General features: G+C 67.9%; 19 protein-coding genes. 8 read left to right on the top strand and 11 right to left on the bottom strand.

Annotated elements, in window-relative coordinates:
* The first annotated feature begins 20 nt into the window (after positions 1-20).
* Complete coding sequence (locus RGD00_RS05505; protein WP_310456291.1) at positions 21-521, top strand: hypothetical protein; 501 nt, start codon at positions 21-23, stop codon at positions 519-521.
* On the opposite strand, the gene RGD00_RS05510 is transcribed toward RGD00_RS05505, so the two are convergent.
* Genes RGD00_RS05510 through RGD00_RS05520 form a run of 3 tightly spaced genes read right to left on the bottom strand, consistent with a single transcriptional unit; the run spans position 514 to position 3,343 of the window.
* Entirely contained in the window at positions 514-1,074 is a 561-nt protein-coding gene (locus tag RGD00_RS05510; RefSeq protein WP_310456292.1) for a TadE/TadG family type IV pilus assembly protein, read from the bottom strand. The two genes, RGD00_RS05505 and RGD00_RS05510, sit on opposite strands and share 8 nt — an antisense overlap.
* Positions 1,074-1,622 carry a TadE/TadG family type IV pilus assembly protein gene (locus RGD00_RS05515; RefSeq protein WP_310456293.1) on the bottom strand — a complete coding sequence of 183 codons (549 nt, stop codon included), beginning with the start codon at positions 1,620-1,622 and terminating at the stop codon, positions 1,074-1,076. Before RGD00_RS05515 ends, RGD00_RS05510 begins: the two co-directional genes overlap by 1 nt.
* Complete coding sequence (locus RGD00_RS05520; protein ID WP_310456294.1) at positions 1,619-3,343, bottom strand: pilus assembly protein TadG-related protein; 1,725 nt, start codon at positions 3,341-3,343, stop codon at positions 1,619-1,621. Before RGD00_RS05520 ends, RGD00_RS05515 begins: the two co-directional genes overlap by 4 nt.
* A 300-nt stretch (positions 3,344-3,643) precedes the next feature.
* Here RGD00_RS05520 and RGD00_RS05525 point away from each other — a divergent pair, with 300 nt between their 5' ends.
* The 4 genes from RGD00_RS05525 to RGD00_RS05540 all read left to right on the top strand — a co-directional run bounded on the left by RGD00_RS05525 (position 3,644) and on the right by RGD00_RS05540 (position 9,669).
* Positions 3,644-5,077: a Glu/Leu/Phe/Val family dehydrogenase gene (locus RGD00_RS05525; protein ID WP_310456295.1), complete on the top strand. Its 1,434-nt coding sequence runs from the start codon at positions 3,644-3,646 to the stop codon at positions 5,075-5,077.
* 255 nt (positions 5,078-5,332) lie between these two features.
* Complete coding sequence (dnaG, locus tag RGD00_RS05530; protein WP_310456296.1) at positions 5,333-7,222, top strand: DNA primase; 1,890 nt, start codon at positions 5,333-5,335, stop codon at positions 7,220-7,222.
* An 81-nt stretch (positions 7,223-7,303) separates the two neighbouring features.
* Positions 7,304-9,298 (top strand): RNA polymerase sigma factor RpoD, encoded by a 1,995-nt coding sequence (rpoD, locus tag RGD00_RS05535; RefSeq protein ID WP_310456297.1) that lies wholly within the window; start codon positions 7,304-7,306, stop codon positions 9,296-9,298.
* 11 nt (positions 9,299-9,309) lie between these two features.
* Complete coding sequence (locus tag RGD00_RS05540) at positions 9,310-9,669, top strand: hypothetical protein (protein WP_310456298.1); 360 nt, start codon at positions 9,310-9,312, stop codon at positions 9,667-9,669.
* Between the two features lie 317 nt (positions 9,670-9,986).
* Here the strand turns inward: RGD00_RS05540 and RGD00_RS05545 are convergent, their stop codons facing one another.
* A complete protein-coding gene (locus tag RGD00_RS05545) occupies positions 9,987-10,310 on the bottom strand; it encodes a DUF6476 family protein (RefSeq protein WP_310456299.1) in 324 nt (107 codons plus the stop codon).
* On the opposite strand from RGD00_RS05545, the gene RGD00_RS05550 reads away from it, so the two are divergent.
* From RGD00_RS05550 to RGD00_RS05560, 3 genes are all read left to right on the top strand, one after another.
* Complete coding sequence (locus tag RGD00_RS05550) at positions 10,309-11,346, top strand: RluA family pseudouridine synthase (protein WP_310456300.1); 1,038 nt, start codon at positions 10,309-10,311, stop codon at positions 11,344-11,346. The two genes, RGD00_RS05545 and RGD00_RS05550, sit on opposite strands and share 2 nt — an antisense overlap.
* Positions 11,347-11,521: 175 nt before the next feature.
* Positions 11,522-12,418 carry an RNA polymerase sigma factor RpoH gene (rpoH, locus tag RGD00_RS05555; protein WP_310456301.1) on the top strand — a complete coding sequence of 299 codons (897 nt, stop codon included), beginning with the start codon at positions 11,522-11,524 and terminating at the stop codon, positions 12,416-12,418.
* A gap of 97 nt (positions 12,419-12,515) precedes the next feature.
* Entirely contained in the window at positions 12,516-12,962 is a 447-nt protein-coding gene (locus tag RGD00_RS05560) for a baeRF12 domain-containing protein (RefSeq protein ID WP_310456302.1), read from the top strand.
* Between the two features lie 21 nt (positions 12,963-12,983).
* On the opposite strand, the gene dtd is transcribed toward RGD00_RS05560, so the two are convergent.
* From dtd to RGD00_RS05595, 7 genes are all read right to left on the bottom strand, one after another.
* Positions 12,984-13,421 carry a D-aminoacyl-tRNA deacylase gene (dtd, locus tag RGD00_RS05565; protein WP_310456303.1) on the bottom strand — a complete coding sequence of 146 codons (438 nt, stop codon included), beginning with the start codon at positions 13,419-13,421 and terminating at the stop codon, positions 12,984-12,986.
* A 1-nt stretch (position 13,422) separates the two neighbouring features.
* Positions 13,423-14,370, bottom strand: a complete 948-nt coding sequence (locus tag RGD00_RS05570) for a phosphoribosylaminoimidazolesuccinocarboxamide synthase (protein WP_310456304.1) — start codon at positions 14,368-14,370, stop codon at positions 13,423-13,425.
* Between the two features lie 98 nt (positions 14,371-14,468).
* On the bottom strand, positions 14,469-15,575 hold the full coding sequence (locus tag RGD00_RS05575) for a TFIIB-type zinc ribbon-containing protein (protein WP_310456305.1): 1,107 nt from the start codon (positions 15,573-15,575) through the stop codon (positions 14,469-14,471).
* A 9-nt stretch (positions 15,576-15,584) separates the two neighbouring features.
* Positions 15,585-16,685: an SPFH domain-containing protein gene (locus RGD00_RS05580; RefSeq protein ID WP_310456306.1), complete on the bottom strand. Its 1,101-nt coding sequence runs from the start codon at positions 16,683-16,685 to the stop codon at positions 15,585-15,587.
* Between the two features lie 19 nt (positions 16,686-16,704).
* The gene (locus tag RGD00_RS05585; protein ID WP_310456307.1) at positions 16,705-17,661 is read right to left on the bottom strand and encodes a DUF2927 domain-containing protein; all 957 of its coding nucleotides are present in this window, start codon (positions 17,659-17,661) and stop codon (positions 16,705-16,707) included.
* A gap of 6 nt (positions 17,662-17,667) precedes the next feature.
* Positions 17,668-18,828 (bottom strand): toxic anion resistance protein, encoded by a 1,161-nt coding sequence (locus RGD00_RS05590; protein ID WP_310456308.1) that lies wholly within the window; start codon positions 18,826-18,828, stop codon positions 17,668-17,670.
* A gap of 28 nt (positions 18,829-18,856) precedes the next feature.
* Positions 18,857-19,747: a 5-bromo-4-chloroindolyl phosphate hydrolysis family protein gene (locus RGD00_RS05595; protein WP_310456309.1), complete on the bottom strand. Its 891-nt coding sequence runs from the start codon at positions 19,745-19,747 to the stop codon at positions 18,857-18,859.
* Between the last annotated feature and the right edge of the window lie 91 nt (positions 19,748-19,838).

Here is a 19,838-nt window from a genome sequence, read left to right on the forward strand (position 1 = left end):
CGACAGCAACGGGGGGCGGCATGGCGGGCACGGACGGGGAAGAGGTTCTGCTGCGGGTGGAAATCGCCCCCGCCCGGCGGTTCGTCGCGATGGCGCTGTCGGCGCTGATCGGGCTCTGGATGATCTATGTCGGCCTGTGGCTCGACGTGCCCTCGACGCTCTGGCGGGCGGGGCTGGTGGCGGTGGGCGGCCTTGCGCTGGTGCAGGCGGTGCGGATCCGCGCCACCGCCGTGCCGGGGATCGAACTGACCGCCACCGAACTGCGCGAGATCGGCGGCCGCCGCATCGCCGCGCTGGACGGGGTGGTCGAGGTGCAGCGGTCCTTCGGCCTGTTCAAGCCGATGAACGGCTTCGTGCTGCATCTGGCGGCGCCCGCGCGCGCGGCGATGGTGCCGGGGGTCTGGTGGCGCTTCGGCCGCCGTGTGGCGGTGGGGGGCATGCTGCCGCGCGGCGGCGCGCGGCAGATCGCCCTGCGGATGGAGGCGCAGGTGAAGGCCCGCGCCCCCGGCAGCGTCAGCTGATCGGCAGGGGCGACAGGAACCGCGGCCGCACCGCCGTGAACTGGTAGAAGGTCCGCTGCGGCAGGCCCACCGACAGCACCGGGGTGAAGTCGCGCCAGGTCTCGACCACCAGCGTGGTGTGCGAATCCGCCATCTTCGGCAGCCGGTCGCGCTGTGCCGCCATGGTGGCGGTGGTATGCGCCGGCGCGCGGCCGGAACTGGTGGTGCGCGACCACAGCACCCGATAGCTGTTGTCGGAAATGCGGTATTGCACGCTCGACACCCGCATCAGCGTCGCTTCGTCGGTCATCGACAGATAGCGGTAGATCTCGTGCATCCCGAAGATATAGGCCGTATTGATCGCGGTATTTTCGCGCGAGATCATGTCCGAGACGGTATAGCTCGCCTTGATATGGCCGTTCTGGACGCGGTAGGCGTCCCAGTAGACGAACATCGCCATGAACACCCACAGCAGCACCGGCATGACCAGCACCGCCTCGGTCGAGATCGCGCCGGCGCCGTCGCGGCCGAAACGGCGCAGGATGCGGGCGGGGATATGCAGCAGGCGTGTCATCAGTTGCCCCCCAGGCGCGGTTCGTTGACGAAGCCGGAGGCCGCGATCATCTGATAGCCGCCCGAACGGTCGAGCTTCAGCCGCAGCCCCCAGGGCGTGGTCGGGAAGAACGGGTCGAAGATCGCGCAGGCGCGCACCAGCATCAGCTGGTTCGACCCGCCGGGATCGAAGGTCCGGGGCGGTTTCACCTCTGCCGTGCGGTCGGTGCAGTCGGGGTCGGTGTCGAACACGTCCCAATTGGTGCGGCTGACGGGGCGCAGTTCCAGCTTCAGGTTCGCCTCGCAGTCCGGCATGATGACCGTGTTGTTGCAGATCAGCGTCTTGATCTTGGCATGGGTCGGGTCCTCGATATGGCCGAGCCGCAGTTCGCGCACCGCAAGATCCAGCGCGCGGTCCAGCATCACATAGCGCGTCGTCAGCATCCCCGCCTCGAACGAGGCGAGGAACACCATCATCAGCATCGGGAACACGAGGACGAAATCCACCGTGACGGCACCGGTTTCATCGCCGGCGAAGCGGGACCGGATGAAGCGGGGAAGGCGGATCATTCGGTCAACCTCAGCTGGCTGATCTGGCTGCGGATCACGCGGAACACGGTCTTGAGCGCGGCGCCGTCCTCGTCGTTGACCACCCTGTAGAAACGGTCGGTCGTGGCGCAGTTGCGCACCGCGGTCGCCCCCCGGTCCGGCGCGTCGAAGGCAATGCCGAAGATCAGCACGTCCTGCGCTTTCGCCATGCTGCACAGGGCGTTCAGCCGCAGGTCCATGTCGTCCTTGTGGGTCTGGCTGCGGAAGTTGGCCATCCAGGTGTTGTATTCGTTGGTGCGGTTGGTCCCGTTCGAACCGCCGAGCGGCCGCGCGTAAAGCTGGTGGGCGACCCATTTCACGCGCCGCTTTTCCCACACCTGCGGCCAGGTCTGGCGCGTCACCTTGCTCCAGTTCTCGGTCGTGGTGCACTTGCGGTTGAAAAGTATGCCGGTGCAGGTCTCGGTTGTCGTCACGCCCCAGGGCAGGGCGTACCAGGCGCTCTTGTGCGGCACGTAGTACTTGTTCGATCCCGAGCGGCTGGAATGATAGATGGAATAATAGCCCTCGTTGTCCAGATAGATGTCCGACTGGCCGGTCTTGTAGGCCTTGTTCACCTCTTCCTGGTCGAAATGTTCGCCGTCGGTCATCAGGACGATCACCTTCAGCACATCCTCGTCATCGTATTCGAGCGGCCGGCCGGAGAACACCGCGGGGACCTTTTGGGCCGTGACCATCTCGGAGACGATCTGGCGGGTGCCCGGGTCCAGCAGCGTCAGGCCCCATTTCAGCCCGGCGTCGATCGAGGTCGCGCCATCGGCCTTCAGCCCCTTGATCTGCTTGACCAGTTCGACGGAGTCGTTCTGGTGCACGCTGACCTCGTTGGCCGCCTCGGGGATGCACCAGCGGTTGCCCGGGTCGGGGACGATATAGCTGCTGTTGCTGTTGCTGTCGGGCGGCGTGGACTGGGTGAACGACTGCGACCAGGTGTCGGCATGCGCGGTCTGCGGCATCGCCAGCGTGCGCGGAAGCCCGGTGGTGGTATAGGCCTCGGGCGGCAGGTCCACGCAGGTCGCGCCGGCAAGGCCGTGCTTGTGCGTGACGTTGTATTTCGAGAACAGGTCCGGGCCCAGCATCACCTGCCCGTTGTAGGGCACGATCGAGATAGAAACCTTCTTGTCCTCGTCGTTCTTGAGGGTCTCGATCACGAATTCCTCGGCCGCGCTTTGCAGGTTCGCCATCCGGGTGGATCTGTTGTCCACCATGGATCCCGAGATATCCAGCACCAGCGCGATTTCCACGTTGGAGATCCGTTCCTCCGCCGTGCCCCGGCCGTCCGAGGCGAGCAGGTCGATGCCCATCATCTGCATGAAGAAGGGCTTCACCTCGAGCCGCGTGTTCACGCGCACCTCGCGGCCGTTGAGCGAGTCCTTGAGGATCTTGGTGTTGACCAGATTGTCCGACAGCCCCTCCTTCGCGAACATGTCGGCCGCGACCTCTTCGGCGTCGAGCGTCTGCGTCAGCGCCGCGGCGGCCAGCGCCGCACGGTCGGCGGTGCTCTGCACCCGGGCGCGTTCGGCCTCGTAGCGCATCAGATCGACCGACATGCCGCCGACCATCAGCATCAGGACCAGGATGAAAAGGGCGAAGATCAGCACTGCGCCGGACTCGTCGCGCAGATGCGCACCAAGAACGCTGCGGGTCGCCGTGGCCGGCGCCGGTCTGCGCTTTCCGGTTCTGGACATAAACATGCACACCTCTCACTTCCGCCGGGCCCGTGCCGGAACAGACCCCGCGCCGAGGCTGAATGAAGCGTTCCTTTGGGACGGAATTATGGCGAGGGCAGGTTAATGCCTTGGCAGGCAAGCCCGCGGAAACGATTCGGCGGGGCCCGGGGCGATTGTCGCGCCGCCGTCGCCACTCTGCCGAAGAGGTGATTCGAATCACCCCTTCCGCGGCATGAAAGCTGATGCATCCCCGCCCGCGCCGGGCTAGGCTTCCCCCGGCGGCGGAAAAGGCCGCCGGACGTTCGAGAGGAGAGCCCTATGTCGTCGTCTGCCGCAGAGCCCAGTTTTCGCGAATCCGTCGATCTGATGTTCGACCGCGCCGCCGCGCTGATGGACATGTCCCCCGGTCTTGCGCAGAAGATCCGGGTCTGCAATTCCACCTATACCGTGCGCTTCGGCGTGCGCCTGCGCGGCAAGATCGAGACCTTCACCGGCTATCGGTCCGTCCATTCCGAACATATGGAACCGGTGAAGGGCGGCATCCGCTATGCGCTGTCGGTCAACCAGGACGAGGTGGAGGCGCTGGCGGCGCTGATGACCTACAAATGCGCGCTGGTGGAAACCCCGTTCGGGGGCGCCAAGGGCGGGCTCTGCATCGACCCGCGGCAATGGGACGAACGCGAACTGGAACAGATCACCCGCCGCTTCGCCTATGAACTGATCAAGCGCGACCTGATCCACCCGGCCCAGAACGTGCCCGCCCCCGACATGGGCACCGGCGAACGCGAGATGGCCTGGATCGTGGACCAGTATTCCCGCATGAACACCACCGACATCAACGCCAAGGCCTGCGTCACCGGCAAGCCGCTGAACTCCGGCGGGATCCGGGGGCGGGTGGAGGCGACGGGCAGGGGCGTGCAATACGCGCTGCGCGAATTCTTCCGCCACCCCGAGGATGTGGCGCGGGCGAAACTGTCGGGCGGGCTGGACGGCAAGCGGGTGATCGTGCAGGGCCTGGGGAACGTGGGCTATCACCTGGCGAAGTTCTTGGCCGAGGAGGACGGCGCGCGCATCACCGCGATCATCGAACGCGACGGCGCGCTGGTGGACGAAAAGGGCCTCGACGTCGAGGCGGTGAAGCAGTGGATCACCTCCACCGGCTCGGTCAAGGGCTTCCCGGGCGCGGGCTTCGTCGAGGACGGCGCCGCGGTGCTGGAGGCCGATTGCGACATCCTGATCCCGGCGGCGATGGAAGGGGTGATCAACCTCGACAACGCCGCCCGCATCCGCGCGCCCCTGATCGTCGAGGCCGCGAACGGCCCCGTCACCTTCGGCGCCGACGAGATCCTGCGCCAGAAGGGCGCGCTGCTCATCCCCGACATGTATGCGAACGCGGGGGGGGTGACGGTCAGCTATTTCGAATGGGTCAAGAACCTGTCCCACATCCGCTTCGGCCGCATGCAGCGCCGTGCCGAAGAGGCGCGCTCGCGCCTGCTGGTCGAGGAACTCGAACGCCTCTCGGCCGACCGGGGCCTCGGCTGGACGCTCGCGCCGGGGTTCAAGGACCGTTTCCTGACCGGCTCGGACGAACTGGCGCTGGTGCGCTCGGGCCTCGACGACACGATGCGCATCGCCTACCAGTCGATGCGCGAGGTCTGGCTGGGGCGCGAGAACGTCGAGGACCTGCGGACGGCGGCCTATATCGTGGCGATCGAACGGGTGGCGGCGACCTATCGGTCCAAGGGGCTCTAGCGCCGGGCGGCCTGCGGGCGGACAGGGCAGGGCCGGGGGCTTCGCGCCCCCGGACCCCCGCGGGATATTTGGATCACGGTGAAAGACGAAGGGTATCCTTCGGGGGAATAGCGTGCTGCCCTTTTCAGATGCCTGCGCTGCGCTTTCACCGTGACATAAATATCCCGGGGGGTCCGGGGGCTGGCCCCCGGCGCTGCCCTCGACACCGCGCGAAGCGGACTGGCCTTTTCCTGCCCGAAGGCCGATACTGCCGCCATGAGCCTGCCCCCCGGATTCCTCGACGAGTTGCGCAACCGCCTCTCGCTGGCGCAGGTCGTCGGGCGCAAGGTGATCTGGGACATGCGCCGGTCCAACCAGGGCAAGGGCGACATGTGGGCGCCGTGCCCGTTCCATCAGGAAAAGTCGGCATCCTTCCATGTCGACGACCGCAAGGGCTATTACTACTGCTTCGGCTGCCATGCGAAGGGCGATGCCGTCACCTTCGTGAAGGAAACCGAAAACGTCGGTTTCCTGGAGGCGGTCGAGATCCTCGCGCGCGAGGCCGGGATGCAGATGCCCGCGCGCGATCCGCAGGCCACGGCGCGGGCGGACCGGCGCAGCCAGCTGATCGCGGTGATGGACGAGGCGGTGAAACACTACCGGCTGATGCTGCGGTCCGCCGCGGGCGGTGCGGCGCGGGATTATCTGGCGCGGCGGCGGCTGTCCGAGGCCGGGCAGGAACGGTTCGGCATCGGTTTCGCCCCCGACAGCCGCACCGGGCTGGTGGCCGCGCTGACCGCGAAGGGGATCGCGCCCGAGATGGTGGTGGCGGCCGGGCTGGCGGCGGTGCCCGAAGGCGGCGGCGCGCCCTATGACCGGTTCCGCGGCCGGATCATCTTTCCCATCCGCGACGCGCGGGGCCGCACGATCAGCCTCGGCGGCCGGGCGATGGACCCGAACGCGCGCGCCAAGTACCTCAACGGGCCGGAAACCGAGATCTTCGACAAGGGCCGCAACCTCTACAACCTCGCGCCCGCGCGCGAGGCGGCGGGCAAGGGCGCGCCCCTGATCGTGGCCGAGGGTTATATGGATGTCATCGCCCTGTCCGAGGCCGGGTTCGGCGCGGTGGTCGCCCCCCTGGGCACCGCGGTGACGGAGGATCAGCTGCATCTGCTCTGGCGCGTCGCGGATGAACCCGTGATGGCGCTCGACGGCGATGCGGCGGGGCTGCGGGCGGCGCTGCGGGTGGTGGATCTGGCGCTGCCGCTGTTGCAGGCGGGCAAGGGGCTGCGTTTCGCCCTGCTGCCCGGCGGGCAGGACCCGGACGACCTGATCCGCGCCGGGGGCCCGCCCGCCTTCCAGCGCGTGCTGGACGCCGCGCAGCCGATGGTGCGGCTGCTGTGGCAGCGCGAGACCGAAGGCAAGGTCTTCGACAGCCCCGAACGGCGCGCGGCGCTGGACAAGGTGCTGCGCGCGGCGCTGAACCGGATCGCCGACCCCTCGATCCGCAGCCATTATGCCGAAGAGATCCGCCGCCTGCGCGCCGATCTGTTCGGCGCGGGCGCGCGGGCCCCGCGCGGCTTCGGCCCCCGTGTGGCCGCCCGCGGCACCCCCGCGGCGCCGCTGCCGGCCACGCGCGCCTCGCTTCTGGCCGCGGGCGGCGCACCGGTCGAGGAACGGTTGCGCGAGGCGGTGATTCTGGCCGTTCTGGCCCGCCACCCCGGCCTTATGCCCGAATTCATGGCCGACCTGGAATCGCTCGACCCCGCGCTTCCCGAACACCGCGCGGTGCATGGCGCGCTGCTGGCGGCGGCGGACCCGGGGCCGGATCTTGAAAAGCTGATGGCGCTCAACCATGTGCGCATAGCGCCCCCGCTGCGCCCGGGGGCGGATGCAGATCTGGCGCGGCTGTGCCTGGCCGAGGAATTCGCCAAGCTGGCGGCAACGCGCGGGGCGCGGCGCGAGGTGGAGGAGGCGGTGGAGGACTTCGACCATCTGCCCGACGAGGGCCTGACCTGGCGCCTGCGTCAGGCCAGCGAGGCGGTGAACCGTGCGCAACGCAGCGCCACGCAGGATACCGGCGACCTCGGCGAGGACCGCGCGGCCCTGTCGCGTCACCTGCAAAACCTGATCGACGGCGAGGTCTGGCGGAAGAATCGGCGCTAGATCCTGCCCGCCCTGTGATTCGCCCCGCAGAATCGCTACAACGTCCAGAACCGATTCGGCCTCCATCCCCGAGGAGTTTTCATGGCAGTCAAAGACACCGACGACGGCAAACCGGCAGAGCAGGACGCCGAGATCACGCTCGACATGAGCCAGGCCGCGGTCAAGAAGATGATCGCCGACGCGCGCGAGCGTGGGTACATCACCTACGACCAGCTCAACGCCGTACTGCCGCCCGACCAGGTGTCGTCGGAACAGATCGAGGACGTGATGTCGATGCTGTCCGAAATGGGCATCAACGTCATCGAGGAGGAAGAGGCCGAAGAGGGCGAGCCCGGGGGCGAACTGGTCGATACCGGCGGCGGTTCGCGCGAACTGGCGCTGGCGGGGGGCACGTCGGAAACGCTCGACCGCACCGACGATCCGGTGCGCATGTATCTGCGCGAGATGGGTTCGGTCGAACTGCTGAGCCGCGAGGGCGAGATCGCCATCGCCAAGCGCATCGAGGCCGGGCGCAACACGATGATCGCCGGGCTGTGCGAATCGCCCCTGACCTTCCAGGCGATCACCATCTGGCGCGACGAACTGCTGTCCGAAGACATCCTGCTGCGCGATGTGATCGACCTCGAGGCGACCTTCGGGCGCAGCCTCGACGGCGACGACGAGATGGAGGGGGCCGACCTCGAAGAGGTCGACATGGCCGCCGCCCCCGCGCCGCGCCGGTCCGCCAGCAACGAGCCGGAACTGGATGCCGACGGCAACCCGATCCTGCGCGGCGAGGACGACGACGAGGATGACGACGCCTCGAACATGTCGCTGGCGGCGATGGAATCGGCGCTCAAGCCCAAGGTGCTGGAAACGCTCGACCTGATCGCGGGCGACTATGTGAAGCTGGCGGAAATGCAGCAGGCGCGCATGTCCGCCACATTGTCGGAAAAGACCCGCTTTTCCGCCGCCGAAGAGGCCGCCTATCAGAAGCTGCGGTCGGAAATCGTCGCGCTGGTCAATGCGCTGCATCTGCACAACAACCGGATCGAGGCGCTGATCGACCAGCTTTACGGCATCAACAAGCGCATCATGTCGATCAATTCCGGCATGGTGAAGCTGGCCGATCAGGCGCGCATCAACCGGCGCGAATTCATCGACGAATATCAGGGATACGAACTGGACCCGACCTGGCTCGACCGGATGGCGGCGAAATCGGGCCGCGGCTGGCAGACGCTGATCGAGAAGAGCCGCGAGAAGGTAGAGGACCTGCGGGCCGAAATGGCGCAGGTCGGCCAATATGTCGGCGTCGACATTTCCGAATTCCGCCGCATCGTCAATCAGGTGCAGAAGGGCGAAAAAGAGGCCCGCCAGGCCAAGAAGGAAATGGTCGAGGCCAACCTGCGGCTGGTGATCTCCATCGCCAAGAAATACACCAACCGGGGGCTGCAATTCCTCGACCTGATCCAGGAAGGCAATATCGGCCTGATGAAGGCGGTCGACAAGTTCGAATACCGCCGAGGGTATAAATTCAGCACCTATGCGACATGGTGGATCCGTCAGGCGATCACGCGCAGCATCGCCGACCAGGCCCGCACCATCCGCATCCCCGTGCACATGATCGAGACGATCAACAAGCTGGTCCGCACCGGCCGCCAGATGCTGCACGAGATCGGCCGCGAACCGACGCCCGAGGAACTGGCCGAAAAGTTGCAGATGCCGCTGGAAAAGGTCCGCAAGGTGATGAAGATCGCCAAGGAACCGATTTCGCTGGAAACCCCCATCGGGGACGAGGAAGACAGCCAGCTCGGCGATTTCATCGAGGACAAGAACGCCATCCTGCCGCTGGACAGCGCCATTCAGGAAAACCTGAAGGAAACGACGACCCGCGTTCTGGCCTCGCTGACACCCCGCGAGGAACGGGTGTTGCGGATGCGCTTCGGTATCGGGATGAACACCGATCATACGCTGGAGGAAGTGGGCCAGCAATTCAGCGTGACCCGCGAACGTATCCGGCAGATCGAGGCCAAGGCGTTGCGCAAGCTGAAACACCCGAGCCGGTCGCGGAAATTGCGGTCGTTCCTGGATCAGTAAACATACAGGTCATGAACATCACCGATTTGCGTGACGAGATCGTTTCATCGGACGCGAAAGCCGCGTTCGATACGATCGTCGATGGTTTTTCCGCGCAGGCGGACCTGTCCATGAATGCGCATGAACAGGGGTTCCTCAACAGCCTGAGGATCTACCGGGGCGGCGATTATTGTTTTTCTGCCGTCCCGAACGACGAATGGGTACTGGCCTATATCCGCAAACCGGAACTGCGGCGCGGAAAGCTGACACCCGACAGCGTATTGGCGGTATTTCCCGATGCCCGCGTGACCAGGCAGGGTGAAATCACCTTGCGCATCCGGGATGCAGCGACCGCCGGACGCTGGCTGGACATGATCCGGGCGGCTGGCTGAAAGCGGTTCGTCCTACCGTGATCGCGGCGCAGCCCCCCATGCACACCGCCTTCACCATCCCCACCCGCGACCTGCGCCACTGGGCCGAGGGCGCGGGGCGGCGCGAGGGGGCGGCGGTGCTGGCCTGACGCCGCCGTTCGCGCGGATGACGAGGGCGGGGGCCTCCGGCGGGGATATTTGGGTCACGGTGAAAGGCGAAGGTGGCTTTCAAGAGGCGCCCCCTGCGGCTTCATCTTGCCCCAAATACTCCTGCGACGTCGACATCGGAACCAGGGCCGGGGGGGGGGGGCGACCCGTAGGCCGGGGCTGCCCGGGCCTCACTCCACCGCGATTTCCACCCGCTGCCGCAGCGCGCCGGTGTCGCGGTCGTAGATCAGGATCGCATCGCCCGTGACCACCGCATACCAGTCCGGTCCCACCGTCACCGCCTGTGCGGTGGTGCCCGCGGGCAGGGTGATCGTGTCGGGCAGAAGGGGGGCGGGCGCCCCGCCCATCGGGAAACGGATGACAATCACCACGACGACCGCTATCACGCCCAGGATCAGGCTGGCCGTCAGCCCGATCACGAGCCATTGCAACAACCGGACCGACAGCGGCAGCGCCGCCGGTGCCGCATCCGCGGGAGCCTGCCCACTCTCCATGCCCCATGCCTCCGTCCTGACCGTCATCATCGGCGACGCCCCGCCGCCCCGCCTTGATAAGGCGCTTGCCCGCGACGTACCAGAGGCGGCGGCGCTGTCGCGTTCGCGCCTCGCGCGGCTGATCGAGGAGGGCGCCGTCACCCGCGGGGCCGAAGTGCTGGCCGCCCGGTCGCGCGTCGCCGCAGGGGACGCCATCGCGATCCGGCTGGAACCCGCGGCCGATGTCGCCGCCACCGCGCAGGACATCCCGCTGGCGGTCGTCTACGAGGATGCCGAGCTGATCGTGATCGACAAGCCCGCCGGGCTGGTCGTCCACCCCGGCGCGGGCACGCCCGACGGCACGCTGGTCAACGCCCTCTTGCACCATTGCGGCGACAGCCTGTCGGGCATCGGCGGCGAACGCCGCCCCGGTATCGTGCACCGGATCGACAAGGACACCACCGGCCTGCTGGTCGCCGCCAAGACCGACCGCGCCCACCACGCCCTTGCCGCGCAGTTCGAGGCGCATAGCGTGACGCGCCATTACCTCGCGCTGGTCCATGGTGTGCCGGATGCCGCCGACCCCCGCCTGCGCGGCATCCGCGGCGTGGCGTGGGAACCGGGCGGCATCCTGCGCATCGCCACCCATATCGACCGCCACCGGACGGACCGGCAGCGCCAGGCAGTGACCGAAGGCACCGGCCGCCACGCCGTTACCCGCGCGCATGTGGTCGAGGCTTTCGGCACCCCCCCCGCGCTGGCGCTGGTCGATTGCTGGCTGGAAACCGGGCGCACCCACCAGATCCGGGTGCATATGGCCCATGCCGGCCACGGGCTGGTGGGCGATCAGACCTATGGCGGGCGGCGCCGGGCCAGCCCCCGCGCGCTCGGCCCCGCGGCGGCGGCGGCGGTCGATGCCTTTGCGCGTCAGGCGCTGCATGCCGCGACGCTCGGTTTCCTCCATCCGGTGACGGGCGAAAGGATGGAATTTTCCGCCCCCCTGCCGCCCGACATGGCGGCGCTGGTGGGGCTGTTGCAGGCGCCGCGGGTGGACTGAAACAGGAACACACGCGCCCTGACAAGGGCGTGATCACGCTGTCACAGCCCTTCCGCGACGACGGAAACCGGCGCATGCTGCGTATAAAGCACCGTAACGGGCCTGTTTTCGCGGCCCGAGGCACTTCGCCGGGGTGACATCCGCCCCCGGCCCGCACGAACGGACAGGGATGACGATGAGCAGCTATACCAACCTCCCCGCCCCCAGCCCCGAACAGGGGCTGAACCGCTATCTGCAGGAAATCCGCAAGTTCCCGATGCTGGAACCGGAACAGGAATACATGCTGGCCAAGCGGTGGGTCGACCATCAGGATTCGCGCGCCGCGCATACGCTCGTCACCAGCCACCTGCGGCTGGCCGCCAAGATCGCCATGGGCTATCGCGGCTACGGCCTGCCGCAGGCCGAGGTGATTTCAGAGGCCAATGTGGGCCTGATGCAGGCGGTGAAGCGGTTCGACCCCGATAAGGGCTTCCGTCTGGCGACCTATGCGATGTGGTGGATCCGCGCCTCGATCCAGGAATACATCCTGCGGTCGTGGAGCCTCGTGAAACTCGGCACCACCTCGGCGCAGAAGAAGCTGTTCTTCAACCTGCGCAAGGCCAAGGCCCGCATCGGCGCGCTGGAAGAGGGCGACATGCGCCCCGAAAACGTCGCCCGCATCGCCCATGACCTCAACGTCACCGAGGACGAGGTGATCGACATGAACCGCCGCCTGTCGGGGGGCGACGCCTCGCTCAACGCGACGATCGGCAGCGAGGGCGACAGCGCGGCGCAATGGCAGGACTGGCTGGAGGACGAAGACGCCGACCAGGCCGGCGACTACGAGGCGCGCGACGAATTCCAGGCGCGCATGGCGCTGCTGGAAACGGCGATGGATGCGCTCAACGACCGCGAACGCGACATCCTGACCCAACGCCGCCTGACGGACGAACCGGTGACGCTGGAAGAGCTGTCCGAACATTACAAGGTCAGCCGCGAACGCATCCGCCAGATCGAGGTGCGCGCGTTCGAGAAGTTGCAGGCGCGGATGAAAGAGCTTGCCCGCGGCAAGGGGATGGCGGTGCCGGCCTGACGCCGGCCCGCGATCCGCAGGCGCTTGCGCTGGATCAAGGCGCGCGCCTGCCGCATCCGCGATGCAATTCCCGTTCCACCCGCAAGGAGGGCCCGAGATGCAGCGAAAACGGACGCTGGTGGTGATCGCCAACGAAAAGGCGGCACGGATTCTGGCGAATGAGGGTGTCGGCAAGGGGCTTGCCGTCTGTGCCGATCTCGATGCGACGGATTACGGCGATACCGACCAGTCCGTCACCGACCGCGCCGGGCGGGGCGCCACGCCCTTCGGCCATGGCCGCCACGCGATGGACGACACCCGCCAGACCGAACGCGACCAGGAACGGGTGGCCTTTGCCGCCCATGTCATGACGGCGGCAGAGACGGAATGGGAAAAGGGCTATGACCGGCTGGTGATCGCCGCCGGCCCCAAGATGCTGGGCGAGCTGCGCACGCGCCTGCCCGCGGCGATGCAGGACCGGCTGGCGGCCGACCTGCCCAAGGATCTGGTGAAGATCCCGGTGCAGGATCTGCCGGCCCATTTCGCGGATCTGATCGTGCTGTGATGCGACGCCCCGGCGGGGCGGTCAGCGTTCCATCCAGATCGTGACCGGCCCGTCGTTGACCAGCGCCACCTTCATGTCGGCGCCGAACTCGCCGCGTTCCACCGGCACGCCCTCGCCCGCCAGCGCGGCCATGAACGCCTCGTAAAGCCGTTCGCCGGTGCCTGGGTCGGCCGCCGCCGAAAACCCCGGGCGGTTGCCGCGCGAGGTGTCGGCGGCCAGCGTGAACTGGCTGACCACCAGCGCCGCCCCGCCCATATCGCGGACCGACAGGTTCATCTTGTCCCCGGCATCGCGGAAGATGCGCAGCCTGGCGATGCGGGCGGCGAGGGCCGCGCCCTGCGCCTCGGTATCGCCCTGCATGGCGCAGACCAGCACCAGCAGCCCGCGCCCGATCTCGCCGGTCACGCGGCCATCGACCGTTACCCGCGCCTCGGATACCCGCTGGATCAGCGCCCGCATGTCAGCCCGCGAAGAAGGGCGAAAGGTTCGCGCGCACGCGGTCCAGCACGCTTGCGCCGGATTCGTCCGGGGTGAAGGTCTGGCCGGTGATCGCCTCATAGGCGCGGATATAGGTGCGGCTGGTTTCCGCGATCATCTCGGCCGGGATCTCGGGGATCGCATCGCCGTAAGGGTCGCAGCGGGCAGCGACCCAGGCGCGGATCACGTCCTTGTCGAAGCTCGGCGGGCGGGTGCCGGCCTCGAACGCGGCCTCGTAGCCGTCGGCGATCCAGTAGCGGCTGGAATCAGGGGTGTGGATTTCATCCGCGATCAGGATGTTGCCCGCGCCGTCCAGCCCGAATTCGTATTTCGTATCGACCAGGATCAGACCGCGGTCCGCCGCCATCTTCTGCCCGCGCGCGAACAGCGCCAGCGCGACCTCTGCCACCCGGTCCCACTGCGCCTTCGCCAGCAACCCGCCATCCACGATCTGGGCGGGCGTCAGCGGTTCGTCATGGCCGCCGTCGAATGCCTTCGACGTCGGCGTCAGGATCGGCGCGGGCAGGCGCTGGTTGTCGCGCAGGCCGTCGGGCAGAGTATGGCCGTACATCTGCCGCTGCCCCTGCTTGTAGAGCGTCAGGACGGATGTCCCCGTCGTCCCCGCCAGATAGCCGCGCACCACGATTTCCACCGGCAGGATGTCGAGCCGCTGGCCGATCACCACATTGGGGTCGGGATAGGCCAGCACATGGTTGGCGCAGATGTCGGCGGTGTGTTCGAACCAGAACCGCGCGGTCTGGGTCAGCACCTGCCCCTTCCACGGGATCACGGCAAGGATGCGGTCGAAGGCCGACAGCCGGTCCGACGCGATCAGGATCCGCCGCCCGTCGGGCAGGTCGTAACAGTCGCGCACCTTGCCGCGGTAATAGTTCGGCAGTTCGGGGATCACGGCTTCGGGCAGGCTGCGCATGGGCTTTTCCTTCGGGCGGGACGGCCCCGCTATGCGGCGCGGGGGGCGGGCTGTCAATGCGGCCCGCCCGCCCCCGGCGGCGATTTCGCGGGCCCGCGTCACTGCTGCTGCGTCACCCAGGCGACGACGCCCGCCACGATCAGCCCGGCGATGACGGCCAGCGCGATCTTCCACGCCGACCAGGGCCGTTCGCCCTGCACCTTGCCGGTCTGGCCGTTGACGACGAAACGGTAGGACTTGCCGTTGTACTTGTAGGCCGCCATCCAGATCGGCAGCAGGATATGCTTGAAGGTCTCGTCCTCGAAGGTGGAATCGATGCGGTCGATGCGCTGTTCATCCCCGCCGATGTCGCGGCGCACGTCCTGGGCGATGACCTCTGCCATCACCTGCCGGCCGATGGCATGGCCTTCTGGCAGGGCGATGGTATAGCCCTCGGCCTCGAACCCCGACAGATAGTCGGGCCGGTAGGGTTGCAGCGCGCCCAGATCCCAGGGCGCCAGCGCATCGGTATAGCGCCGCGGCAGCGCGGTGGAGGCGAGCACCAGCACATCGTCGAAGAACCGGCCGACCCAGCCCCGGACGGGGGTCCAGCGGATCTTGCGCACCTGTTCCTGCCGCCGCTGCGGCTTGCCGTCCACCATCACCGTCACGGTGCGGGTTTCGTAATAGGCATCGCCCCGCTGGCCGGCATAGCGCGACCGGGTGGCGGCGTCGAAAGTCCAGTAGGGCACATAGATCCCGGTCAGCGTGCGGCCCTTGCGCGCATATTCCGTCAGCCCGTTGGGCGCGAACCACAGGCTGCCCAACCAGCGCACCATCGCCTCGCGCCCCTCGCGTTCGGTCAGCTTGAAGGGCACCAGCGCCTGCGGCTTGATATGGCGGTGCGTGCCGGTATCGACCACCACCGGGGTGGCGCAGAAGGGGCAGGCGCTGGCATGGGTCACGCCGTCGAACTCGATCTCCGCCCCGCAGGAGGGACAGCGGACCAGCCGCACATCCACCGTCGCGTCGCGGGGCAGGGTGCCTTCCAGCGCGGCGCGCAGGTCCAGTTCGCCCAATGCGCGGTCGCGTTCGGATGCGGGCGCGGCGGGGATGCGCTGCACATGGCCGCAATGCCCGCAGACCAGTTCCTGCTGGCCCGGGGCGAAGGTCAGGTCGGCGCCGCAGGCTTCGCAGGGCCAGCGGTGTTCCTCGGGCCTCGGCATGGCGGGGCGTCAGCCTGCGGGCGGGGGCGGCGGGGGCAGTTGCGACAGGATCCCCGCCAGCGCCGGAACCTCGCTGGCCGGTTTCCAGCCGTCCTGCCCCGCGGTCCAGACCAGCGAGGCGGCCCCGAAGGCCCCGCGCGCGGCCATTTCGGCCAGTTGCTGGGGGGTGAAGGGGCCGCTGGTCTGGCCGTTCACCGCCAGATGCCATTGCGCCACGGGCGGCGGCGGCGGCGGGGCGGCGGCAGCGGCGGGCGTACCCCATGGCCCCGCCTGCGCCATCTGCTGGCCCATCGCCATGCCCAGACCCGCGCCGATCCCCGCGCCCATGCCGGAATTGGGCGTGGCGGCGGCGGCCCCCATCGCCTCGGCGGCGGAAAACTGGGTATAGCGGTTCAGATCGCCCACGATCCCCATCGAGGTCCGCTTGTCGAGAACCTTTTCCACCTCTTCGGGCAGCGAGACGTTCTCGATATAGAATTCCGGCACCGACAGGCCATAGGCGGCGATCGCGGGCTCGATCGCCTTGGCGATGATCCGACCCAGATCGGCGGTGTTCGCCGCCATGTCCAGCACCGGGATGCCGCTGGCCGCGATGGTGCGCGAAAATTCCTGCACGATCACGTTGCGCAGCTGCATCGTGATCTCGTCGGTGGTGAATTCGCCGTCCGTGCCGACGATTTCCACCATGAACCGGCCCGGGTCGGTCACGCGCATCGAATAGGTGCCGAAGGCGCGCAGCCGCACGGGGCCGAATTCCGGGTCGCGGCAGATGATCGGGTTGCGCGTGCCCCATTTCAGCCCGTTGAAGCGGGTGGTGTTGACGAAATAGACCTCGGACTTGAAGGGCGAGGAAAAGCCGTGGTCCCAGTGCTGCAATGCCGTCATCACCGGCATGTTGTTGGTTTCCAGCATGTAGAGCCCGGGGCCGAACACATCCGCCAGCTGGCCCTCGTGGATGAAGACCGCGGCCTGCCCCTCGCGCACGGTCAGCTTGGCGCCGTACATGATCGCATGGCCGTGGCGGTCGAAACGCCAGACCATCGTGTCGCGCGTGTCATCCACCCAGTGGATGACGTCGATGAACTGCCCCTTGAGAAAGTCAAAGACCATCGGTTGGTTCCTCCGTCCGTCAGCTTCCGCCGCCCACAAGCCCCGGCGCGATCCGTTCCAGCACCGGGCGGGCCTCGGCCTCGCGCATGCCGGGGCGCAGGCGCGGATCGTAGAGCATCTTGAGCAGCAGTTCATCGTGCCGCGTCAGCAGCGCGAATTCCTCGTCGTCGTTGAAGATCGTGGGCCGGGCGACGGGGCTGTCGTTGGCCAGCCCCAGACCCTGCGCCAGTTCCTCGTGGATGCAGGACAGGCGCAGCAGGTCGGGCAGTTCGGCCCGGATGACGGCAAGACCTCCGGTATAGACCGGGCTTTCGCCATCGGAAATCGCCAGCACCATGCAGAAGGTCGACATCGGCATCTGCGTCACCGGCAGCAGGTCGTCCGGCGTCAGCCCGGGGAACAGCGCCGCCCATTCGGGGCCATAGCCCTTCCGCTCCGTCTCGCCCACGATGTAGAGCCAGTAGTTCGCGCCCTGATCGACGAAACTGACCGGATGGCCAGAGGCCCGCGCCAGCCGCGCGGCATAGGCGGCGACCTGCGCCCGGTCGCGCGCGCGATCCTCTGCCGGCACGCTCGCGCCGAAACGCACGCCGATGCGCACCGGGCGTTCCCACCGGCGCAGCGCGGCGGGCTGCTGGCGCGCGGTCAGCGTGCCGCCGCGGCCGACATATTCGTCGTAAAGCGCGATGCGGACGAAATTGTCCACCAGTTGCCGCGTGCCGAAGGGGGTATCGGTGCCGCCCCCGTCGGTGCGCAGCAGGCCGCGGGCGATAAGGCTCGACTGCACGCGGGCGAAATGCGCCTGCGCCGCAAGGCTCGCCGGGTCGGGCGCGGGGGCGGGTTTGGGTTCCACCCGCGGCGCGGGGCGCACGGGCGGCGGCGCCTTGGGCGGCGCAAGGTCGCAGCCCTGCAACAGCCCCATCATGGCAAGGGCCGCGGCCAGGGGGACAAGGCGCAGGGCAGGGGTTTTCGGCATGATGCCTCAGGTCCTCGCCACGCGCGCCTTGGCCGAGGCCAGCGTGTCGCGCAGTTCCGCCTCCATCTTCACCAGTTCGGTTTCGGCGGCCGCGCGGCGCGCCTTGCCCTCGTCGGCGATCTGGAGGCTTTCGTTGATCGTGGCGATCAGCGTGGCGTTGGCCTTCTTCACCGCCTCGATGTCGAACACGCCGCGTTCCATTTCCTGCCGCACGACGCGGTTGGCCTGTTGCAGGTTTTCGGCATTCGCGGTCAGCAATTCGTTCGTCAGGTCGTTCGCGGCGCGGATCGATTCCGCGGCCTCGCGGCTGCGCTGGATCGTCACCGCCTGCGCCAGCTGCGTTTCCCACAGCGGCACGGTGTTCACGAGGGTGGAGTTGATCTTGGTCACAAGGCTCTTGTCGTTTTCCTGCACCAGCCGGATCGAGGGCAGCGACTGCATCGTCACCTGCCGGGTCAGTTTCAGGTCGTGCACGCGCCGTTCCAGATCGTCGCGCGCCGCGCGCAGGTCGCGCAGTTCCTGCGCCCGCATCACCTTGTCGCCTTCCGCCGCGGCCTCCACCGCCGCCTCGCGGGCGGGGATGTCGGTGGCGTCGACCTCTGCCAGCTTGGCCTCGCCCGCCGCGATATAGAGCGCGAGTTCGTCGTAGAATTCGAGCGTCTTTTCATAAAGCTTGTCGAGGGCCTTGATGTCCTTGAGCAATTTATGCTCGTGGCCCAGAAGGTTTTCCGTCACCTTGTCGATCTGGCCCTGCACGGTCTCGAACCGGGCGACGAACTTGGCGAAGGGCGCGGCGCGGCCGGTCAGTTTTTCCCACCAGCTTTTCTTGCGGCGCACGTCGAGTTCGGACACCGAAAAGCCCCGGATCGTCGTCACGATCTCGCGCAGCGCATCGCCGGCGGGGCCCACGTCCTTGTTGCGCACATCGGTCAGCATTTCCTGACTGATGACCTGCAGTTCGGCCTGCGCGGCGGAACCGAAGGCGATGATCGACTGGGTGTTGCCCATGTCGATCTGGTCCATCCGGGCGCGGATCGCGGCGGCCTTGTCGGCGGGGGCGGCCTCCAGCGGCACGATTTCGGATCCCGGTTCGGGCAGGATCACCGCCGTCACCTTTTCGACTTCGGCAAGGGCCTGCGCGGCTTCGCTGCGGATCGTGTTCGACATGGGGCGCTCTCTCCGGTCTGGGCGGGGGTCAGGGGCGGGGGGATTCGTAGGCGAGACGTTCGCGCAGCACCTCGATTTCCACATCGAGGCTGGTGCGGTCGTTTTCCATCAGCGCGCGGCTGCGTTCGGCGAAACGGGTGTCGAGATCGTCGAGCAGCGCGACGTAATCCGCCCGCGCCTGCGCATCGCGGCTGCGGGCGTAAAGGTCGGCAAAGCGTGCGGTGGCGTCGCGCGCGCCTTGCAGGTAGACCGACAGGTACCTGCGCGCTGCCGTCAGGTCGCGGGGGTCGTTTTCCACCCGGCGGAACAGTTCGCGCGCGGTGGCGGCGAAACGGTCCACCCGGTCGGTCAGGTCGCGGTCGGCGGCGCGCAGGATCGCGTCGCGCATGGCGGCGATGGTGCGTTCGGCCTCGTCCACCGCGCGGGCGACCCGTTCGGTCTGGAAGCGGTCGGTGCCCTCCATCCCCTTGTCCTTCATCGGGTCGGGGCCGAAGGCGGCGAAATGCAGCACCCCCGCCAGCACGCCCAGAAGCACCGCCGCCAGCGGCCCTTCGGCCGGGATCAGCGCGCCGAGCCCGACGCCTAGGCCCGTCAGCGCGGCGGCGATGGTCTTGCGCGGCAGGGCGGGGCGGCGGGCGACGGTGCGGGCCTCCCACGCCTCATGCGCGCGTTCGCCCTCGCGCGTCAGCCAGGCCGCCAGCAGCAGGATGCCGGTCGCGGCCAGATCCAGTGCAAGCCCCGTGGCGGGCTGGAAAAAGGCCGTCGCGGCAAAGGCGAAGGGCAGCAGGAACAGCGCATTCACCCGCGCGCCGACACGGGCCGGGCGCCTGCCGTGCAGACCACTGTTCGGGCCGCCCCCCGGGGGCGGGGCCGGTTGCGCACCGGGGCTGTATTTGCCGCCGAACCTTTGCGCCGCCATCAGCCCATCCCCGTCACGGCGGCATAGACCGTCACCGCCAGCAGCAGGAAGAACGCGCTTGTCCGCAATCCATTTCCGCCCACGGCACCTC

The sequence above is a fragment of the Ruixingdingia sedimenti genome (genome assembly GCF_031432425.1).
In the GTDB taxonomy this organism is placed as follows: Bacteria; Pseudomonadota; Alphaproteobacteria; order Rhodobacterales; family Rhodobacteraceae; genus Ruixingdingia; species Ruixingdingia sedimenti.